The sequence below is a fragment of the Actinomadura madurae genome, from assembly GCF_900115095.1.
In the GTDB taxonomy this organism is placed as follows: Bacteria; Actinomycetota; Actinomycetes; order Streptosporangiales; family Streptosporangiaceae; genus Spirillospora; species Spirillospora madurae.
Genome location: NZ_FOVH01000002.1, coordinates 142,489 through 160,025, shown reverse-complemented (window position 1 = coordinate 160,025; position 17,537 = coordinate 142,489). Strand labels below are relative to the sequence as shown.

Genomic DNA, 17,537 nt, shown 5'->3' with positions numbered 1-17,537 from the left:
CCACGAGACGAGACAGAGACGAGCACTCACCGTAGCCAAGGAGATGATCACCAACCCACATCCCACGCACTACCCCGGGACGATCCCCGGGTGAGAGGAGGTGGTGTCCCATGCAGGCGTACACCGTCGAACAAGTGGCCGAGATCCTCAACATCGGACGGGACAAGGTCTACTTCCTGATCCGCACCGGCCAACTCCGCAGCATCAAAATCGGCAAGCTGCGCCGCATCACAGACCGGCACCTCGCCGAGTTCGTCACCTCCCTGGAAGAGCCCTCCCTTGAAGAGGCCAAGCACTGACGTGTGCGGGAGGTCCGTCCGGACACCTCGGCTGCAAACGGACCTCCCAACCCAGGGACGTCTAGGGACGTCTTGAGTTATGGTCGGTGGTGACCTCGATCGATACGAGGAGGGATCCGTTGGCAAAGATCCTGGTCGGCAAGTACGAGGGGTCAATCTACGAGGAGGGCGACGGGTACACCGGTGCACTCTCGCTCGGGTTCGGCCCGGACGGCAAACGCAAGCGACTCAAGAGGAAGGGACGCACCAAGACAGAGGTCAAGAACAAGCTCAAGGAAGCCGTCGAAGAGCTGGACAAGGGCGTCAAGACGGACCGCAACTACTACGTCCGCGACGCAGTAGAGGACTGGCTCACAGCGTTCGCCATGTCCGGCAAGGCACCCTCAACCTTCGACGTCTACCGGTCCCTGGCAGATCATCAGCTCATCCCGTTCATCGGACGGACGCGCCTCAACGAACTCACAGCGGACGACGTCGAGAAGTGGCTCAACGGCAGGGCCGCACACCTCACGTCGTCCTCTCTCGGGATCGTTCACAACGTCCTCAAGAGGTCGATCCGCAGGGCTGCACGCCATGACCGCATCGGTCGGAACGTCGCCGAGCTGGTCGACACCCCGGACGGCAAGCCCGCCCGCAAGTCGCGCTCGCTCAGCCTGGAACAGGCGAACGCGTTACTCGAAGAGGCGAGCAAGCCCAGACACCGACTCGGCGCGTACGTCGTCCTGGCGGTCGTCTCAGGGCTCCGCACGGAGGAACTCCGCACCCTCAAATGGAGTGACGTCGATCTCGACAAGGCGACCGTCTACGTCCTGCGCGCCGACCGGCACAAGGGCGAGACCAAGACGACGCTGAGCCGACGTGGCCTCGGCATCGCCGATATGGGCGCGGACGCTCTTCGCGCCCTCAAGAAGCGACAGGCGGCCGAGAAGCTCAAGGCGGGCGAGGCGTACCAGGACAACGACCTCGTCTTCTGCCACGAGGACGGCCGCCCCTACACCCGTCAACACGTCCGCCACCGGTTCGGCAAGCTGCTCAAGGCGGCCGACCTGAACCCCGCCGAGTGGTGCCCCCGCGAACTACGACACACGTTCGTGTCCATCATGAGTGACCACGATGTGCCCATAGAGAAGATCAGCATCCTGGTCGGCCACTCCAGCACCAAGATCACCGAAACCGTCTACCGTCACCAGCTCAAGCCCGAGATCCGCGACGGCGCCGAGCACATGAACGACATCTTCACCCGCAAGACCAAGTCCGCGTAGGCGAGACAGGCTCCCGAGATGGCTCCCCAAGACTCGAAGCAGACGAGGCCCAGTCCCCCACCTGCGGGGCGACAAGATCCATCCTCGCGCCCGCGTTAAGGAAGGAATGAGGAGGACTTATCCGCGCCTCCCCCACCCCGGCCCCGCCGACTCACCGGTAAGGCCGCTCACCTGCAAGAACAAGCAAGAGAAGCCAGAGCATCACTCCGGCACCGTCGATCACGGCCGCCTTAACCCGACCTGCATCGGCTCCCAAGTCCGGCCGCTCTCCCGCTCAGCAGGGAGGAGGGATTCCCATGGCCATGGAAAACGCGTGACCACGATGACCACGGCGATAAATGGCCAGGTCATCGCCACCGCTGCCCCCGCTGACTGCGGATGGCACGTCACCGCATGCCCCTCGCCCTCTGTCCGCAAGCGCTGCGCGCCCGCGTCGAGCACATGAACCGGTGGAACATCCTGCACAGCTGCCGCCGCTACACGACGGCGTCCGCCAGGCACAGAGGATGCGTGAGTGGTCAATCGAGATCGATATCAAAGTCTGCTCGGACGTCGACGGTCATGTTGACGGGGTCGAAGGCGAGCGTCACATCACCTGAGATCGATCCGTAATGATGGGCCTTGTAATAATAGTAGGTCACCACTTCACACGGCCCTGACGGTCGCGCCTTCAGCGGTTTGCGACTGCCGTGGGTCCTGCGCTCGCTGATGGGAAGATAGGCGGCCTTCTCGTTCTCGGCGGTGACCCGAAACGGGTGCCCGTGGTGGGTGAGCGTCCACTCCGTCACTTCGGCGTAGCCCCAACCGGGCCCCTGTGATTCGAGGCTCGTGCGGAACTCGGCCATGACGACGCTCTTGTCGGTGAGGACTGCGAACGGGAACTGTCCCTGCCTCACTTCGCGGCCGCTACGGGAACCCGTGCCTTCACCTGCATCGTTTTCGATCACGTGTGGAACCTAGGGAAGCCCTCCACGTGAGTCTGTGCTCCATGCCTCATACCCGATGCAGAGGATTTGTCGAGGTCGGGCACAGGAAGTCCCGCACGAGCGGGTCGGCACCCGCGGGCAGCGGCCGTTCCGCGTGCCGGCGTCCGAGCAGCGGCTTCCGGATCACCCCCTGTCCACCGATGGCCTGGAGGCCGCTGCGCCGGCCTTCCGGTTTCAGGGGGTTTGGTGGAGGGGGGTTTTGGCGGTGAGGAGGGCCAGGGCGGCGGCGCCGTAGAGGCCGGCGTCGCGGTCCAGGGTGGTGGTGGAGACGCGCAGGTCGCGGAGGTGGGGCATGCCCGCGCGGTCCGCGATCGCCTTGTGGAGGGGGGCGAGGAGAAGGTCGCCGGCGGCGGCCACGCCGCCGCCGATGACGACGTCGCGGACGTCGAGGACGGCGGCGGTGTTGAGGATGGCGGTGGCGAGGGCGCCGGCGGCGCGGTGGAAGGCGGCCAGCGGGATGGAGGCGCCGGCGCGGGCGGCGGCGGCCAGGGCCTTGGCGTCCGGGCGGCCGGGTGCGTGCGTCCAGCCCTGGGCCAGGGCCCAGCGGACCATGCTCGGGCCGCCCGCGATCGTCTCCAGGCAGCCGCGGGCGCCGCAGACGCAGCGCTCGCCGTCGTGGTCGACGACGACGTGGCCGATGTGGCCGGCGTTGCCGGTGCGGCCGGTCCAGGGGCGGCCGTCGATGATGAGGCCGCCGCCGACGCCGGTCGACACCACGATGCCGAGGAGGGACGAGCCGCCGTGGCCGCCGCGCCACCATTCGCCGAGCGCCATGCACTGGGCGTCGCCCGCGAGGGAGACCGGGACGCCGGGGACGAGGCGCTGGACGGCGGCGACGAGCGGGTACCCGCGCCAGCGGGGGATGTTGATCGGGCTGACGGTGCCGGCCGCCGTGTCGATCGGGCCGGCCGAGCCGATCCCGACGGCGGTCAGGCCGGGGCCGGCGAAGTCGGCGACGAGGCCGCGCAGGGTCGCGGTCGGCGACTGCCCGACCGGGTGCTCGGCGCGGTCGAGGAGGGTTCCGGCGGCGTCGACGCGGGCGATGGCGAACTTCGTGCCGCCGATGTCGAGGGCGAGGACGGTCATGAACCGATTCCCGGGAGCGCGCGGTAGAGCGTGCCCTCGCCGGTGAGGCGGGTCGCGGGGGCGTTCGCGGGGATGAAGGCGGCGTCGCCCCGGGTGAGGGTCAAGGTCTGGTCCGTCGTGAGCCGGGCTTCGCCTTCGAGGCAGAGCAGCGTCTGCGGAAGGCCGGTCGGGAGGAGGTCGGGGACGGGGGTGAGGTCGTGGCGGACGAGGGTGAACTCCTCCGCGGACGCGCGGTAGCGGCCGGCGGCGGGTTCGACGCGGTCGGGGGCCGAGGGGGCGAACTCGACCACGCGCATCAGCTCGGGGACGTCGATGTGCTTCCCGGTGAGACCGCAGCGCAGGACGTTGTCGGAGTTCGCCATGATCTCGACGGCGAGGCCGCCGAGGTAGGCGTGGGGCACTCCGGCGTCCAGGAAGAGGGCCTCGCCCGGCTTCAGCTCGACGTGGTTGAGCAGGAGCGCGGCGAGGACGCCGCGGTCGCCCGGGTAGGCGCGGGCGATGGCGGCGTGGACGCCGGTCAGGGCCGGTTCGGTGGCGGCGAGGGCGGGGCGGGCGGACTCGTCCAGCATCTGGCCGAGGACGGTCCGCAGCGCCGTCGCGGGCGGCTCGGTGCGCAGGATCGTGATCCACGGGCGCAGCTCGGGGACGGCCAGGCCGTCGAGGAGGTCGGCGGTCTCGGCGGGGTCGCGGAAGCCGCAGAGGCCGTGGAAGTCGGTGAGGGCGCAGACCATCTCCGGCTTGTGGAAGCGGTCCTTGTAGGTGCGGGCCGGATCGTCGACGGGGATGCCGCGTGCCTCTTCGCGGGCGAACCCGGCCTCGGCCTGGGCCATGGTCGGGTGCACCTGGAGTGAGAGCGGTTTCTCGATGGCCAGCACCTTGAGCAGGTACGGGAGGGTGGGCCCGAAGCGGTCCACGCAGGCGGCGCCGAGCATGCCTGGCGGGTCGCGTTCGATGAGCGTGTCGAGGGGCGTCCCGCCGGCGGACGACGGGGCGGCGGGGTGCGCTCCGGCCCAGAGTTCGGCCTGCGGGCGCCCGGTCGGCTCGACGCCGAGCAGGGCGGGCAGCGCGGTCCGCGATCCCCAGTCATAGGGCCGGATCGCGGTGGTCAGCGGCAAGGGCACCAACCTGCGCGATCTCCTTACCTTGGGCGCCATTACGGGAAGCCGGCGCTCGTGAGGGATAGCGTACAAGTCTCAGGCGCGTACCCGGACCGCGTAGGCGGTCAGGCGGGCCGTGAGGGGCAGGGGCCCCGCGGCGTGCCAGTCCGCGCGGCGGGCCCGCCCGGCGTAGCAGGGGACGCCGTCGCCGATCATGCCCTCGATGCCCGGGAGGCCGAGGGACGCGCCCGCGAACTCGTACAGCGGGACGAGCCGCGGCACGATCACGCCGTGGTCGAGGGCGCGCGGCAGCGGTCCCTCGGCGGCGACCAGGTCCCGGGCCGACAGCCCGTCCAGCGGGTACCGCTCGGGGAACGCGCGGCGCAGGTCGAGGAAGAACCCGACGGAGCCGCCGCGCGGGTCGCCGAGCAGCGTGCCGAGCGGCGCGAACGCGCCGAGGGCCAGCCGGGGCCGCGCCACCAGCGCGTGCGCGTACAGGACGCGGACGAGCGCCACGTTCATCATGAAGCGCTCGGCGGGCAGTTCGGCGAGGGCGAGCGGTTCGCCGTCCAGGTATCCGGTGACGACGCTGGCGTTGTGGGCGCGGTACCAGGCCGCCGGGGACGGGACGCGGAGGAACTCGCCCCAGAGGAGCACGCTCCGCGACGACGGCTCGCCGGGGCGGCCCGCGTCGAGCAGCGCGGCCTCGGCCTTGTCGCGCAGCAGCCGGTCGTTGACGGCGCGCCACCAGGGGCTTCCTGGTGGGGCGCCGCCGGGCGGGTTCAGCACGCCCCGGGCGATCGCCCAGCGCAGGAAGCTCAGTTCGGCGCGGCCGTAGCGGGCCCGGTCGCCGGCGTAGAACTCGGCGGCGAGCCGGAGCCGCCCGGTGGCGCCGGCGGCCTCCCGGACCCGCTCGTCCGCCGTCGCGGCCGCGTCGAACATGCCGATCTCCCCTCGCGGTTCCCCTACTTCTTGCACGGTGACCGTCACGGTTCGGGTTCGGCAACGCTCTTGGTGAACCTGGGAGGCCTCGTCGGCGAACTCATGATCGGGGCCCGGTACCGGATCGGCCGAGCCCTTAGAATGGACGCCCAGGGGGTGTGACGTGGGGAAGCACAACAAACCGGCGACGCGGTCGTGCCCCGGCTGCAACGGGACCGGCACCAGCACCGCCACCCGCGAACGGTGCAACGTCTGCCGCGGGACCGGCCGGATCTGACGTCAGGGGTGCCGCGCGGGCTGCCGGGCCGCCTCCGCGGGCACCGGCCCGCCGCGGCGCGACCGGCCGAGCGCGACCAGGAGCGCGGCGGCGCAGGACGCCCAGGCCAGGACGGCGTAGCCGCCCGCCGACAGCACGACGGTGGACAGCAGGCTCGCGGCGGCGGCGATCATCCAGACGGCGGCGTCGACGGCTCCCTCGGCGTGCGGGCGCTGCTCTTCGGGCAGGTCGCGGGCGAGAAGGCCGCTGCCGCCGACGAAGCAGAGGTTCCACCCGTAGCCGAGCGCGAAGAGCGCGAGGGCGCGTCCGGACGGGCCGGTCAGGACGGCGGCGGCCGCCGTCGACAGCGCCAGCGTGAGGAGCCCTCCGAGGATGACCGGGCGGGCGCCGTGGCGGTCGAACAGGCGGCCGGTCACGGGTGACAGGGCGAACATGCCCAGGGTGTGCGCGGACAGCGTCATGCCGACCGTGCCGAGGCCGTCGCCGTGCATGTGCATCTCCAGCGGCGCGGCGGTCATGACGGCGACCATCACGACCTGCGCCGTCACCATCACCACGAGCGCGGAGCGCGCGGCCGGCGTGCGGGCGAGTTCCCGCACCGACGGCGTGGCCCGCGTGGTCGCCGCGCCGCGCGGGCCGGCCGTCGCGGCGAACGCGGCGCCCGCGCAGGTGAGGAGGGCCAGTAGGTACGGGCCGGTGAACGCCGGGAGGCCCGCTCCGGCGGCGGCCGTGCCGGACGGGTCGAGCAGCAGCGGCCCGCCGACCGCGCCGGCCGCCGCGCACCAGACGACGAGCCCGATGGCGAAGCCGCGGCGCCCGGCCGGGTGCAGGTCGGCCGCGGCGTACCGCGACAGCTGCGCGCCCGCGTTGCCGAGGCCCAGCAGGAGCATCCCGAGGCAGAGGCCGATGACGTCGCCGGACGCGACCGCGGCGGCGGCCAGGCAGGCGCCCGCCGCGGCGGCCGCGTAGCCGAGGACGAAGGAGCGGCGGCGGCCCGTGCGGCGTGCCAGCCGGGTCAGCGCCAGCGCGCCGAGACCGGTCCCGACGATGCCGGCGGTGGCCGGGACGCCGCCCCAGCCGGCGCCGAGCCGGTCCGCGGCGACCAGGGTGCCGGTCGCGCTCGCCACCGCCATGGACGCGTTCATGAGGGCGGTGCCGGAACACAGCGCCGCCATGGGACGAGATCGAGTGTTCATGCTTTAACGCTAGAAAGACTGATCAGCCCGAGGAATGGGAGCTTCCTGGTATTCATCCGCCACGACCTTTAGGTTGAAAGGCATTTCGGCGAGAGGACTTTCGGCATGGACAGAGAGCCTGATCAGACGGACTGGCGCATCCTCGCCGAGTTGCAGCGGGACGGGCGGCTGTCCTTCAACAGGCTGGCGGGCCTGGTCAACCTGTCGGCGCCGGCGGTCGCCGAGCGGGTGCGCCGCCTGGAGGAGGCCGGTGTGATCACCGGCTACCAGGCGCGGGTCGACCCGGCGCGGGTCGGGCAGCCGCTGACGGCGTTCGTCCAGATGCGCTGCGCCCACGGCCGCTGCCTGCTGAAGACCTCCGCCGCCGAGGACCTGCCCGAGGTCACCGAGGTGCACAAGCTGAGCGGGAACTGGTGCTCCATGCTGAAGGTGCGGGTCGCCTCGATGCCGCACCTGGAAGGGCTGCTGGAGCGGCTCGGCGAGCACGGCGAGATGAACTCGCATATCGTGCTCTCGACCGCCTACGAGGGACGGCCCGTGGAGCCGCCGTCCCCCGGGGCCCGGACGGTCACCGCCTCCGAGGGCTGGACGCGCCGGGCAGCGCCGGCCCGGCCGGCGAGGGAGCGCGGACCTGCGGGAGGTGATTGAATCGGGCGCTATGTGGCACTCGTCACTACGTTCCACACCGTGGCGGCAGTGGTATCAGCCCGGGGTGCCCGGAAAGATCGACATTCCGGACGTCCCGGTCACCCGGCTGCTCGACGACGCCGCGGAGCGGTACCCGCGCCGGCCCGCGCTGATCTTCTTCGGGCGGCGGATGACCTACCGCGACCTGCGCGATGCCGCCGACCGGTTCGCCGCCGGCCTGCACCGGCTCGGCGTGCAGCCCGGCGACCGGGTGGCGCTGATCCTGCCGAACTGCCCGCAGCAGGTCATCGCGTTCTGGGGCGTGCTGCGGCGGGGCGCGGTCGCCGTCCAGCACAACCCGCTGTACACCGAGGAGGAGATGCTCCGGCAGCTCGCGGACTGCGGCGCGCGCGTCGCGGTCGTCCTGGATCGTTCCTACGCGACGGTGCGCGCGGTCCGTTCGCGGCTCCGCCTCGACCACATCGTGGTGACGTCGCTGGTCGACCACCTTCCGCTGTCCAGGCGGATGGCCCTGCGGCTGCCGCTGGTGCAGGCGCAGAAGCGCCGGGCCGCCATCACCGCGGACGTGCCCCGCGATCCCGGCGTCGTCCCGTTCAAGGATCTGCAGCGGGCGCCCCGGCAGCCTGTGCGGCAGTTCCCGCTCGACCCGGCGCGGCATCTGGCCGCCATTCAATACACCGGCGGGACCGAGGGGCGTCCCAAGGGCGCGATGCTGACGCACCGGAACCTGGTGGCGAACGCCTGCCAGCAGCACGCGTGGGACCTCGACGGGCGTCCCGGCGAGGACGTGACGCTGGCGGTCCTGCCGCTGTTCCACTCGTTCGGCCTGACGAGCTGCCTGGTGGCCCCGGTGATGACGGCCGGGGCGGTGGTGCTGCTCCCGCGCTACGACGGCGACCGCGTGGTGCGGGCGATCCGCAGGTACCGGCCGACCATCTTCCCCGGGGTGCCGACGCTGTACGAGCAGGTCCTCGACAGCCCGCGCTTCCGCCCGGACGACCTGCGGTCGCTGCGCATCTACATCTCCGGTGCGATGGCCCTCACGCAGGGGACGATCGACCGGCTCGACAAGGTCGGCGCCCGGGGCCTGATCAACTGCTACGGGCTCACGGAGGCGTCCCCCGCCGTCACGGCCAACCCGCTCGGGGGCGGCGCCCGGAACCTGACGGTCGGGCTGCCGCTGCCCATGACCGACGCCGTGATCGTCGACCAGGACGAGCCGACGAAGGTGCTGCCGCCGGGCGAGACCGGAGAGGTCGTCGTGCGCGGGCCGCAGGTGTTCGCCGGGTACTGGAACGCGCCCCTCGCCACCGCGCAGGCGCTGTCGAAGGGCTGGCTCCGCACCGGTGACATCGGCGTGATGGACGAGAAGGGCTTCATCACCATCCTGGAACGCCAGCGGGACATGATCAAGGTCAGCGGGTTCACCGTGTTCCCGTCCGAGGTGGAGAAGGTGCTGCGCCGCCACCCCGCGGTCCACGACTGCGCGGTGGTCGGCGTCCCGGACGCCCGGCGGGGCGAGCGCGTCATCGCCCACGTGGTCGAGCATCCCGCCTACCCCTTCTCGGCGGACGAGCTGCGGCGGCACTGCAAGCGCTACCTCTCGCACTACAAGGTGCCCTCCGAGTTCCTCCCGCGGACGGACCTGCCGAGGAACATGCTGGGCAAGGTCGTCCGCCAGCGGCTGCGGGACGAGTTCGTCGCCTCGCCGACGCGGCGGATGCGCTCGGCGCAGAGTGGTTGACTGAGCGGGTGCACACCGAGACCGTCCAGTCCGAGCTGTTCGCACGGCTCGCCGGCATCGGCCGCGAGAAGGCCGGCGAAGCCGGTCCCCCGCAGACCCTGTACGACCGGCACGGCGTCCTCGTGGTGCGTGTCGGGGACGTCGTCGTGAAGGCGCACCAGGCCGACCGGGAGTACGGGGACCCGTTCCTGGCCCGGCTCCGGCTGGCCGGGACGCTGCCGGACCTGCTGGTCGGCCCCCTCGGCCCGCCGCTCACCGTGGACGGCCGGATGGTGACGCTCTCGACGTTCGGTGACCCCGTGGACCCGTCCCAGGTTCTCCCCTGGGAGGAGGGTGCACGCCTCCTGGCGGCCCTCCACGCGATGCCCGTTCCGGCGGACGCGCCTCCCTGGGGACGCCCGACCCGTGTAGCGCGACTGGTCTCGGGCCTTGACGACGGCTCCCCCGAGGACGAAGTGCGGCGCGCGTTCGCCACGCTTCCCACCTGGATACGCGGTGACAGCCACGAACCCACGACCAGGACCCATTGCCTTATCCACGGGGATTGGCATCTCGGTCAGATGGTCCGCATACCCGGCGGCCAATGGCGGCTCATCGACGTCGAAGACCTCGGCATGGGCGACCCGGCCTGGGACCTCGCCCGACCTGCGGCGCTCTACTCCGCCGGCGTCCTGCCTCCAGACGACTGGGACCGCTTTCTCGGCGCGTACAGGAACGCCGGCGGCCCGGCCGTCCCGGCGCAGGGCGACCCGTGGAACGTCCTGGACGTCCCCGCCCGAAGTCTTGCGATCCAGATCGCCGCCACGTGCGTCATATCCGCGAGGAGGGAAGATCGACCACTTGACGGGCCCGAGCAGGCGATGGTCGACGCCTGCGCGAGAATATCCGCGGCCGGGGACGCGGCATGACGTGGCGCGGAACCTGCCCTACCTTTAGCCTCTACCTGGGGATCCATACCGGAAGGACGACAAGGCGATGCACTGCCCTAAGTGTCGTGGCGTGATGCGGACCTACACCCGCAGCGGCGTCCACATCGAGCAATGTGACAGCTGCCGGGGCATCTTCCTCGACTACGGTGAGCTTGAGGCCCTGAGCCAGATGGAGTCGCAGTACAGGGCGGCGCCTCCGCCCGCCGCGGCGCCGGGATGGGGTGCCCCCGCGGCCTCGGTCCACCACCATCACCACGGCGGACACCACCGCCCTCATCACGGCGGCGTGTTCCACATGCTCTTCACGACCTGACCGGCCGTCGCGGGCCCGCCCCCCGACGGGAGGCGGGCCGCGGCGGAGAGCCGGTCACAGGCGCGGGTCGACCGGCTCCGACTCCAGCGCCAGGACGGCGAAGACGGCCTGGTGCACGCGCCACAGCGGCTCCGCGCCGGCGAGGCGCGCGAGGGCCTCGATGCCGAGCGCGTGCTCGCGCATCGCCAGGGACCGCTTGCGGCCGAGCGAGCGGCGCCGCAGCCGGTCGAGGTTCTCCGGCTCCAGGTAGTCGGGGCCGTAGATGATCCGCAGGTACTCCGGCCCGCGGCACTTGACGCCCGGCTGGATCCTCGTGCCCTCCGGAACCGGGCCCAGCGGCTTGACGACCATCCCCTCGCCGCCCGCGGCGGTGAGCTTCTCCCACCATTCGACCGCGGCGGCCTCCGCCTCCGGCGCGGTCAGGTCGACCTCCAGCGACCGCGTCCGCCGGACGAACCCGCTCGGGTCGCCCTCCGCCAGCCGGCCGGCGGCGGCCATGTGCCAGTCGTGGTCGCGCGAGTCCGCCCAGGAGCGCCCTTCTCCGGCGAGGATCTGGAACGGCGCGAACTGGATGCCGGCCAGCCCGTCCACCGTCCAGCAGTACCGCGCGTAGGCGTCCCGGAACAGGGACGCGTTGGCGGCGCGCCGGCCGATGCGCTCCTCAAGCCCGCCGAGGTCGAGACCGCGCGCCCCCGCCCGCGCGAGGACGCCGGACGCGACCGGCAGCGCGGCGCGGGCCGCCGCGCCGGTCGCGGCGTACTGCGTGCGGATGAGGTCCATGGCCTTCGCCGACCAGGGCAGCAGCTCGCCGTCGATGACGAGCCATCCGGTGTCCAGCTCGTCCCACAGCCCGGCGGCGCCGATCGCGGCGCGGAGCCGGTCGAGGACCTCGTCCGTCCGGGACGGGTCGCGGAAGAAGGAGCGCCCGGTCCGGGTGTAGAGGGCACCGGTCGTCCCGTCGGTCACGCCGAAGCGCTCCGCGGCGACCGAGGCGTCACGGCAGACCACCGCCACGGCGCGCGAGCCCATGTGCTTCTCCTCGCACACCACCCGCTGGAGGCCCTTCCCCCGGTAGGCGGCGAGGGCCTCCGCCGGGTGCTCCAGGCAGCCCGGAAGGGACGACGTCTCGGCCGGGGCCATCGTGGGCGGCAGGTAGACGAGCCAGCGCGGGTCCACGGCGAACCGGCTCATCACCTCCAGCGCGGCCAGCGCGTTCTCCTCCCGGACGGTGACCCGGCCCATCAGGCGGGTCTCGACGCCGTTGTTCCCGAGGACGTCCCCGATGTTGAGGACGTCGTTCTCCCGGTGCCCGCCCGCGCTCGTCCCCGCCGCCCGCGAGGCCTCCAGCGGCCGTGCGGGCTCGTACCAGACCTGGTGGGCGGGAATCGACACCAGCTCGCGCTCCGGATAGCGCAGCGCGGTCAGCTTTCCGCCGAAGACGGCACCGGTGTCCAGGCAGATGGTGTTGTTGACCCATTCCGCCTCGGGGACGGGGGTGTGCCCGTAGACCACCATGGCCTTGCCCCGGTAGTCGCGCGCCCACGGGTAGCGCACCGGCAGGCCGTATTCGTCGGTCTCCCCCGTGGTGTCCCCGTAGAGCGCGAACGAGCGGACCCGGCCGGACGCGCGGCCGTGGTAGTCCTCTTTCAGCCCGGCGTGGGCCACGACCAGGCGGCCCTCGTCCAGAACGTAGTGGCTGATGAGGCCGTCCATGAAACGCAGTGCGCCATCGCGGAAGTCGTCGTCCTCCGCGCCGAGCTGCTCCATGGATTCGGCGAGCCCGTGCGACAGGCGCACCTTCCGGCCGCGGAGGGCCCGGATCAGTTTCGCCTCGTGGTTGCCCGAGACGCACAGTGCGTCGCCGGCGGCCACCATGCCCATCACCAGGCGCAGGACGCCCGGCGTGTCGGGCCCGCGGTCGACGAGGTCGCCGACGAAGACGGCGGTCCGCCCGCCGGGGTGGCTCGCCCCCACGGCGCGTCCCCCCGCGTCGTGCCGGAGCTCGTAGCCGAGGTCGCGCAGAAGGTCCTCGAGCTCCGCGCGGCAGCCGTGCACGTCGCCGACGATGTCGAACGGGCCGGTCAGCTCCCGCTTGTCGGTCCACGCCTTCTCGTAGATGATGGTCGCCGCGTCGATCTCCTCGGCGCCGGTCAGGACGTAGGAGCGGCGGAAGTCGCGCCCCAGCGACCGCAGGCCGCGCCGCAGCTCCCGCCGCTGGCGCGGCAGCACGTGCGGTGCCAGGTCGCGTTCCGGCCGGGCCGCGTTCCGCTCGGCCGCGAGGCTCTCGGGGACGTCCAGCACGATCGCGACCGACAGCACGTCGTGCTCCTTGGCGATCCGCAGCAGCGACTCCCGCGCCTTGCTCTGCACGTTGGTCGCGTCCACCACGGTCAGCAGGCCGCGCCGCAGCCGCTTGGCCACGATGTAGTGCAGCAGGTCGAACGCGTCGCCGGTGGCCGACTGGTCGTTCTCGTCGTCGGACACGACCCCGCGGCAGAAGTCCGACGACACCACCTGCGTGGGCCGGAAGTGCGTGCGCGCGAAGTGCGACTTGCCCGACCCGGACACGCCGACCAGCAGGACGAGGCCCATCTCCGGAATCCGGATCTCGGTCATCGGGTGAACACCCCCATCTGGGTCGGCGCGCCCACCTCGGGGTCCTCGGCGCCGACCGGCACGTGGCGGACGCGGTAGCCGTGGTCGGCGGCGACCCGGTCGGCCCACGCGCGGAACTCGGCCCGCGTCCATTCGAAGCGGTGGTCGGGGTGGCGCATCGCCCCCGGCGCCAGCCCCTCGTAGCGGACGTTGTGCTCGGCGTTCGGCGTCGTCACGACCACCACGCGGGGCGCGGCGTGGCCGAACACGACACGCTCGACCGCGCCCAGGCGGGGCGGGTCGACGTGCTCGACGACCTCCATCAGCACGGCGCCCTCGTAGCCGCGGAACCGCTCGTCGGCGTAGGTCAGGGCGCCCTGGAAGACGTCGTGGACGCGGCCGCTCTCCCGGCGCGGCTCCTGGTCCCAGCGGAGCCGCCGCCACGCGTGGCTCAGCGCACGGTGAGAGACGTCCGTACCGGAGACCTCGCTGAAGAAGTCGTCCTTGGCCAGCCGCGCGAGCAGCTTCCCAGAGCCGCAGCCGAGGTCGATGACGCGCCGCGCGTCCTCCTCGCGCAGCGCCCGCACGACCGACTCGAGACGCTGTTCGGCCAGCGGGACGGACTTCTCCTCTGACGGTGCCCGCTCCTGGTCCTCCTCGGTGGCGGGCGCCTCCTCCTCGACCTCCGCGGGGTCGAGCGCCTCGTCCGGCGCGTCCTCCGCATCGGCGAGGCGTCCCAGCGCGGACCGGACGAGGCCGCGCCGGTTGGCCAGGTACCTGCGGGTGATGGCTCCGCGGTCGGGGTGCGTGGCCAGCCAGCCCTCCCCCGCCCGGATGAGCTTGTCGACCTCGTCCGGCGCCATCCAGTAGTGCTTGGAGTCGTCCAGGACGGGCAGCAGCACGTACAGCTGGTTGAGGGCGTCGGCCAGCCGCAGCGTCCCGGACAGCGTGAGGGTCACGTACCGGGAGTCGCCCCACTCGGAGAACTCCGGGTCGAGCGGGACGGGCACGGCGGACACGTCCCAGCCGAGTGGTGCGAAGAAGCGCTCCGCCTGCCCCGGACCGCCTCTGCATGGGAGCGCTGGAAGGACGACTTCGAGCGGGATCGCCGTTTCCGCGAGTTCGGGGCGCAGGTCGCATCGTCCGCGCATGGCGGTGCGGAAGACGTTCGCCATGGCGGACGCCAGCAGGGACGACGCCGCATATGGACGGTCGTTCACGTACTGACCGAGAGAGAAGTCGGGGGTGTTCCTGCCGCGCGTGCGCACGAGCTTGACCGGGTCGACATCGAGCAGGAGCGCCGCGGTGCAGAGCCGCTCGTCGGCGTCCGGGTAGAAGACGTGCGCCGTCCCGAAGGACTGCTCGAACCGCTGCACGCGGTCCGGATGCTTATGCAGGAGGAAACCCAGGTCGGTCGCCTGGTCCATCGTCGTCGTGATCGTCAAAAGCACGCCCCAAGTGTGGCGGACCGTCCCGGACGCCCACATTCTTTTTCGCCGCGCCGGGCTCGGGAGCCGCGCTCAGGGAACGGAGGGCCCCTTCACGAACCGGCCCTTGCGGTCGTACGGCCAGCCGTTGATCCGGCAGCCCTTCAGCCCGAAGATCTGCTGCTGCATGACGGGCGCGGGGCGGCCCCGCCCGGCGCAGGTCATGTGCCCGTACCCGAGCCGGTGGCCGACCTCGTGGTTGATGGTCAGCGCGTGGTAGTGCTCGGGCTGCCCGCGGTAGTAGGTGGTGAGCAGCAGCCAGCGCTTCAGGTTGACGACGACCTGCTTGCCCGCGCTGCAGTTCACCTTGCCCTCGGTCGTCATCCCGTAGGCGCCGCAGATCCGGTCGACGGTGCCGGGCGAGGCCAGCTTGACCACGAAGTCGTACGGTCCGGAGCTGACGCGCTTGAACGACCACCGGCCGCCGGCGGTCCATCCCCGGGGGTCGGCCAGGATGTCGTCGACGCTCCGCGCGAACGCGGCGGGGTCCTGCCGGAGGCCGCCCTCGACCTCGACCATGTAGCGCATGAGCTTGCCGCGCCCGTGCACCTTGCCGGTCGAGGTCGGGCGGGCGAACTTCCCGGACCCCTTGGCGGGGACGTACGGGGGACGCGCGGGCTTGACGAGGGGCGGGTCGGACGGCTCCGTCTCCACCCTGGCATGGTTCTCCTCGCCGCCCGTGCCGCCGCCGCTCCCGGCGGAGGTGACACCGGGCACGTCCGAGCCCGGCCGCAGGTACCAGGCGAGCGCGCCGCCGGCCGTGATCACCAGCACGAGCGCCAGCATGCCGGCGATCGTGCCGCGAACCCGTCCCCGTCGCGCCCGCTCGAACTCCGCGTCCAGGTCTCCGGGCGTCCCCCTGCCGGACCGTCTGGTACGCGTTCGTGTGGGGTGCATCGCGAGCCAGGATGCCAGAAATGATCACAAAAGGGTTTGCGACCGGGTTTTCCGAGCCAGCAGAATCCTAGGCGACATGAGCAGACATCCCCGCCGCAGGACCGCGCAGGAGACCGTGGCCATCCTCGAACGCGGCGACTACACGGCCCCCTCCGGCCGCACCGTCTCGATCGCCGGAGGCCTCGCCCGCGCCGTCCACGACACCGTCCTGTACCGGCCGGACGAGCTGGACACCCTCCTGAAGAACCTCCCCGCGGGCGGAGGCGGCACCGGGACCCTCATCGAGGTGACCGACGAGACCACGCTCGCCGCCGCACGCCGGCTGCGCGGGGAGGGGGCGGTTCCGTTCGCCCTGAACTTCGCCTCCGCGAAGAACCCCGGCGGCGGGTTCCTCAACGGGGCGCACGCCCAGGAGGAGGGGCTGGCGCGCTCGTCCGGCCTGTACGAGTCGCTGCGCTCGGCCAGGGAGTACTACGACTTCCACCGCGCCCAGGGTGATCTGCTCTACAGCGACCACATGATCTACTCACCGGGCGTGCCGGTGTTCAGGGACGATGCCGGGCGCCTGCTGGAGGAGCCGTACGAGATCGCGTTCCTGACGTCCGCGGCTCCGAACCGCGGAGCGATCCGGGACGCCGCCCAGGCCGAGCGGATCCCGGCGGTTCTGCGGCTGCGCGCCCGGAAGGTCCTCGCCGTGGCGCTCGCCAACGGGCACGGCCGCATCGTCCTCGGCGCCTGGGGCTGCGGCGTCTTCCGCAACGACCCGGCGGAGGTCGCCGAGGTGTTCGCCGAGGCGCTGCGTCCCGGCGGCGAGTTCGCCGGACGGTTCGAGCACGTCGTCTTCGCCGTCTGGGACACCGCCGCGGGCTCCCCCAGGCACACCGCCTTCCAGCGCGTCTTCGGTCAGGACGGGCGCGGCTCCTCGACGTAGGACGCGATCCCCCGGACGAGCAGGTCGAGGCCGAACTCGAACCGCCCGTCGCCGTTCTCGTCCAGCAGCTCGTCCACCATGCCGCCGATCGTGGGGTAGCGGTCCGGCGGCAGCGCGGAGAAGTAGTCGCGGATCTGCCGGAAGTACTCCTGGAAGTGCTCCCACGCGTCCTGCCCGGCGGGCGTCTTCGCGACGTAGGCGGTCTCCTCGATGGCCTCGGCGTCGAGAAACCTGCCGAGGGTGTCGACGGCGATGCCGGCGACCCGCTTCGGGACGCCGCCGGCCCGCATGAGGGCGAGCTGCGCCTCGGCGACGTCCAGCAGGTGAGGGCCGGTGGGGATCAGCCCCATCGAGACCATCGCGATGTCGCGGTGCGAGATGTAGACGCGGCGGATGTCGCGGGCCAGGTCCTTCAGCTGCTCCTGCCAGCGCGCCGGATCGGGGACGGGGAGCGGGACCTCGGCGGCGATCCGGTCGAGCATCAGCTCGCGCAGTTCCTCCTTGCCCGACACGTGCGCGTACAGGGACGCCGGGCCGGTCCCGAGCTCCTGCGCGACGCGGCGCATGGTCACCGCCTCCAGCCCTTCGGCGTCCAGGACGCGGATCGCCGTCTCGACGACGGCCTCCTGCGTCAGGGGCTGCTTCGGCGGCGCGGCCTTGCGGGCCTTGCGTCCGGGCGGCGTCGGCATGTCCGGGTGCGCGGTGCTCACGGCGGGACCTCCCAATCTCGCGATACATCTTGACTCTGGCGAATCGCGATATATCTTCTCTACTTGAGAGAGAAGTTCGAGTCGAACCCGAACATCGTACTTGACACGAACACTGTTCCTATCTAGAAACAGTGTTCG

At 71.8% G+C, this 17,537-nt stretch carries 16 protein-coding genes; 7 read left to right on the top strand and 9 right to left on the bottom strand.

The genetic code is table 11. The annotated features are described in order from the left end of the window. The first annotated feature begins 110 nt into the window (after nt 1–110). A complete protein-coding gene (locus BM339_RS06530; RefSeq protein WP_075020235.1) occupies nt 111–299 on the top strand; it encodes a helix-turn-helix domain-containing protein in 189 nt (62 codons plus the stop codon). Nucleotides 300–388: 89 nt separating this feature from the next. Then, entirely contained in the window at nt 389–1,561 is a 1,173-nt protein-coding gene (locus BM339_RS06525; protein WP_143118301.1) for a tyrosine-type recombinase/integrase, read from the top strand. Nucleotides 1,562–2,079: 518 nt separating this feature from the next. Here BM339_RS06525 and BM339_RS06520 read toward each other — a convergent pair. From BM339_RS06520 to BM339_RS06500, 5 genes are all read right to left on the bottom strand, one after another. Continuing rightward, nucleotides 2,080–2,508, bottom strand: coding sequence for a hypothetical protein (locus BM339_RS06520; RefSeq protein WP_143118300.1), 429 nt, complete (start codon nt 2,506–2,508; stop codon nt 2,080–2,082). Nucleotides 2,509–2,721: 213 nt separating this feature from the next. Further along, nucleotides 2,722–3,633: an ROK family protein gene (locus BM339_RS06515; RefSeq protein WP_021595731.1), complete on the bottom strand. Its 912-nt coding sequence runs from the start codon at nt 3,631–3,633 to the stop codon at nt 2,722–2,724. After that, nucleotides 3,630–4,754 (bottom strand): mannose-6-phosphate isomerase, class I, encoded by a 1,125-nt coding sequence (gene manA, locus BM339_RS06510; RefSeq protein ID WP_337959898.1) that lies wholly within the window; start codon nt 4,752–4,754, stop codon nt 3,630–3,632. The genes BM339_RS06515 and manA overlap by 4 nt, the downstream gene beginning before the upstream one ends. A gap of 72 nt (nt 4,755–4,826) precedes the next feature. Next, the gene (locus BM339_RS06505; protein WP_021595733.1) at nt 4,827–5,672 is read right to left on the bottom strand and encodes a hypothetical protein; all 846 of its coding nucleotides are present in this window, start codon (nt 5,670–5,672) and stop codon (nt 4,827–4,829) included. A 279-nt stretch (nt 5,673–5,951) separates the two neighbouring features. Next, nucleotides 5,952–7,145 (bottom strand): MFS transporter, encoded by a 1,194-nt coding sequence (locus BM339_RS06500; RefSeq protein ID WP_024935052.1) that lies wholly within the window; start codon nt 7,143–7,145, stop codon nt 5,952–5,954. Nucleotides 7,146–7,250: 105 nt separating this feature from the next. Here BM339_RS06500 and BM339_RS06495 point away from each other — a divergent pair, with 105 nt between their 5' ends. The 4 genes from BM339_RS06495 (at nt 7,251) to BM339_RS06480 (ending at nt 10,779) form a co-directional block, all read left to right on the top strand. Continuing rightward, nucleotides 7,251–7,793, top strand: a complete 543-nt coding sequence (locus BM339_RS06495) for an Lrp/AsnC family transcriptional regulator (protein ID WP_021597892.1) — start codon at nt 7,251–7,253, stop codon at nt 7,791–7,793. A gap of 64 nt (nt 7,794–7,857) precedes the next feature. Next, a complete protein-coding gene (locus tag BM339_RS06490; RefSeq protein ID WP_256255233.1) occupies nt 7,858–9,537 on the top strand; it encodes an AMP-binding protein in 1,680 nt (559 codons plus the stop codon). An 8-nt stretch (nt 9,538–9,545) separates the two neighbouring features. Continuing rightward, a complete protein-coding gene (locus BM339_RS06485; protein WP_075020230.1) occupies nt 9,546–10,445 on the top strand; it encodes a phosphotransferase family protein in 900 nt (299 codons plus the stop codon). A gap of 67 nt (nt 10,446–10,512) precedes the next feature. Continuing rightward, on the top strand, nt 10,513–10,779 hold the full coding sequence (locus BM339_RS06480) for a TFIIB-type zinc ribbon-containing protein (RefSeq protein ID WP_024935050.1): 267 nt from the start codon (nt 10,513–10,515) through the stop codon (nt 10,777–10,779). A 54-nt stretch (nt 10,780–10,833) separates the two neighbouring features. Here BM339_RS06480 and BM339_RS06475 read toward each other — a convergent pair whose 3' ends face one another. From BM339_RS06475 to BM339_RS06465, 3 genes are all read right to left on the bottom strand, one after another. Further along, the gene (locus BM339_RS06475; RefSeq protein WP_075020229.1) at nt 10,834–13,395 is read right to left on the bottom strand and encodes a polynucleotide kinase-phosphatase; all 2,562 of its coding nucleotides are present in this window, start codon (nt 13,393–13,395) and stop codon (nt 10,834–10,836) included. Next, nucleotides 13,392–14,825 (bottom strand): 3' terminal RNA ribose 2'-O-methyltransferase Hen1, encoded by a 1,434-nt coding sequence (locus BM339_RS06470; protein ID WP_075020228.1) that lies wholly within the window; start codon nt 14,823–14,825, stop codon nt 13,392–13,394. Before BM339_RS06470 ends, BM339_RS06475 begins: the two co-directional genes overlap by 4 nt. Nucleotides 14,826–14,894: 69 nt before the next feature. Next, nucleotides 14,895–15,758 carry a DUF3152 domain-containing protein gene (locus BM339_RS06465; protein WP_075020227.1) on the bottom strand — a complete coding sequence of 288 codons (864 nt, stop codon included), beginning with the start codon at nt 15,756–15,758 and terminating at the stop codon, nt 14,895–14,897. Nucleotides 15,759–15,834: 76 nt separating this feature from the next. On the opposite strand from BM339_RS06465, the gene BM339_RS06460 reads away from it, so the two are divergent. After that, the gene (locus tag BM339_RS06460; RefSeq protein ID WP_024935048.1) at nt 15,835–16,689 is read left to right on the top strand and encodes a TIGR02452 family protein; all 855 of its coding nucleotides are present in this window, start codon (nt 15,835–15,837) and stop codon (nt 16,687–16,689) included. On the opposite strand, the gene BM339_RS06455 is transcribed toward BM339_RS06460, so the two are convergent. Then, nucleotides 16,662–17,399 carry a TetR/AcrR family transcriptional regulator C-terminal domain-containing protein gene (locus BM339_RS06455; protein ID WP_256255231.1) on the bottom strand — a complete coding sequence of 246 codons (738 nt, stop codon included), beginning with the start codon at nt 17,397–17,399 and terminating at the stop codon, nt 16,662–16,664. The two genes, BM339_RS06460 and BM339_RS06455, sit on opposite strands and share 28 nt — an antisense overlap. Nucleotides 17,400–17,537 lie beyond the last annotated feature (138 nt).

What these genes read in the sequence shown, in the direction of transcription:
- BM339_RS06475 (WP_075020229.1), bottom strand. Translation starts at nt 13,395, where the DNA reads ATGACCGAGATCCGGATTCCGGAGATGGGCCTCGTCCTGCTGGTCGGC.
- BM339_RS06495 (WP_021597892.1), top strand. Translation starts at nt 7,251, where the DNA reads ATGGACAGAGAGCCTGATCAGACGGACTGGCGCATCCTCGCCGAGTTG.
- BM339_RS06505 (WP_021595733.1), bottom strand. Translation starts at nt 5,672, where the DNA reads ATGTTCGACGCGGCCGCGACGGCGGACGAGCGGGTCCGGGAGGCCGCC.
- BM339_RS06460 (WP_024935048.1), top strand. Translation starts at nt 15,835, where the DNA reads ATGAGCAGACATCCCCGCCGCAGGACCGCGCAGGAGACCGTGGCCATC.
- BM339_RS06530 (WP_075020235.1), top strand. Translation starts at nt 111, where the DNA reads ATGCAGGCGTACACCGTCGAACAAGTGGCCGAGATCCTCAACATCGGA.
- BM339_RS06500 (WP_024935052.1), bottom strand. Translation starts at nt 7,145, where the DNA reads ATGAACACTCGATCTCGTCCCATGGCGGCGCTGTGTTCCGGCACCGCC.
- BM339_RS06465 (WP_075020227.1), bottom strand. Translation starts at nt 15,758, where the DNA reads ATGCACCCCACACGAACGCGTACCAGACGGTCCGGCAGGGGGACGCCC.
- BM339_RS06480 (WP_024935050.1), top strand. Translation starts at nt 10,513, where the DNA reads ATGCACTGCCCTAAGTGTCGTGGCGTGATGCGGACCTACACCCGCAGC.
- BM339_RS06515 (WP_021595731.1), bottom strand. Translation starts at nt 3,633, where the DNA reads ATGACCGTCCTCGCCCTCGACATCGGCGGCACGAAGTTCGCCATCGCC.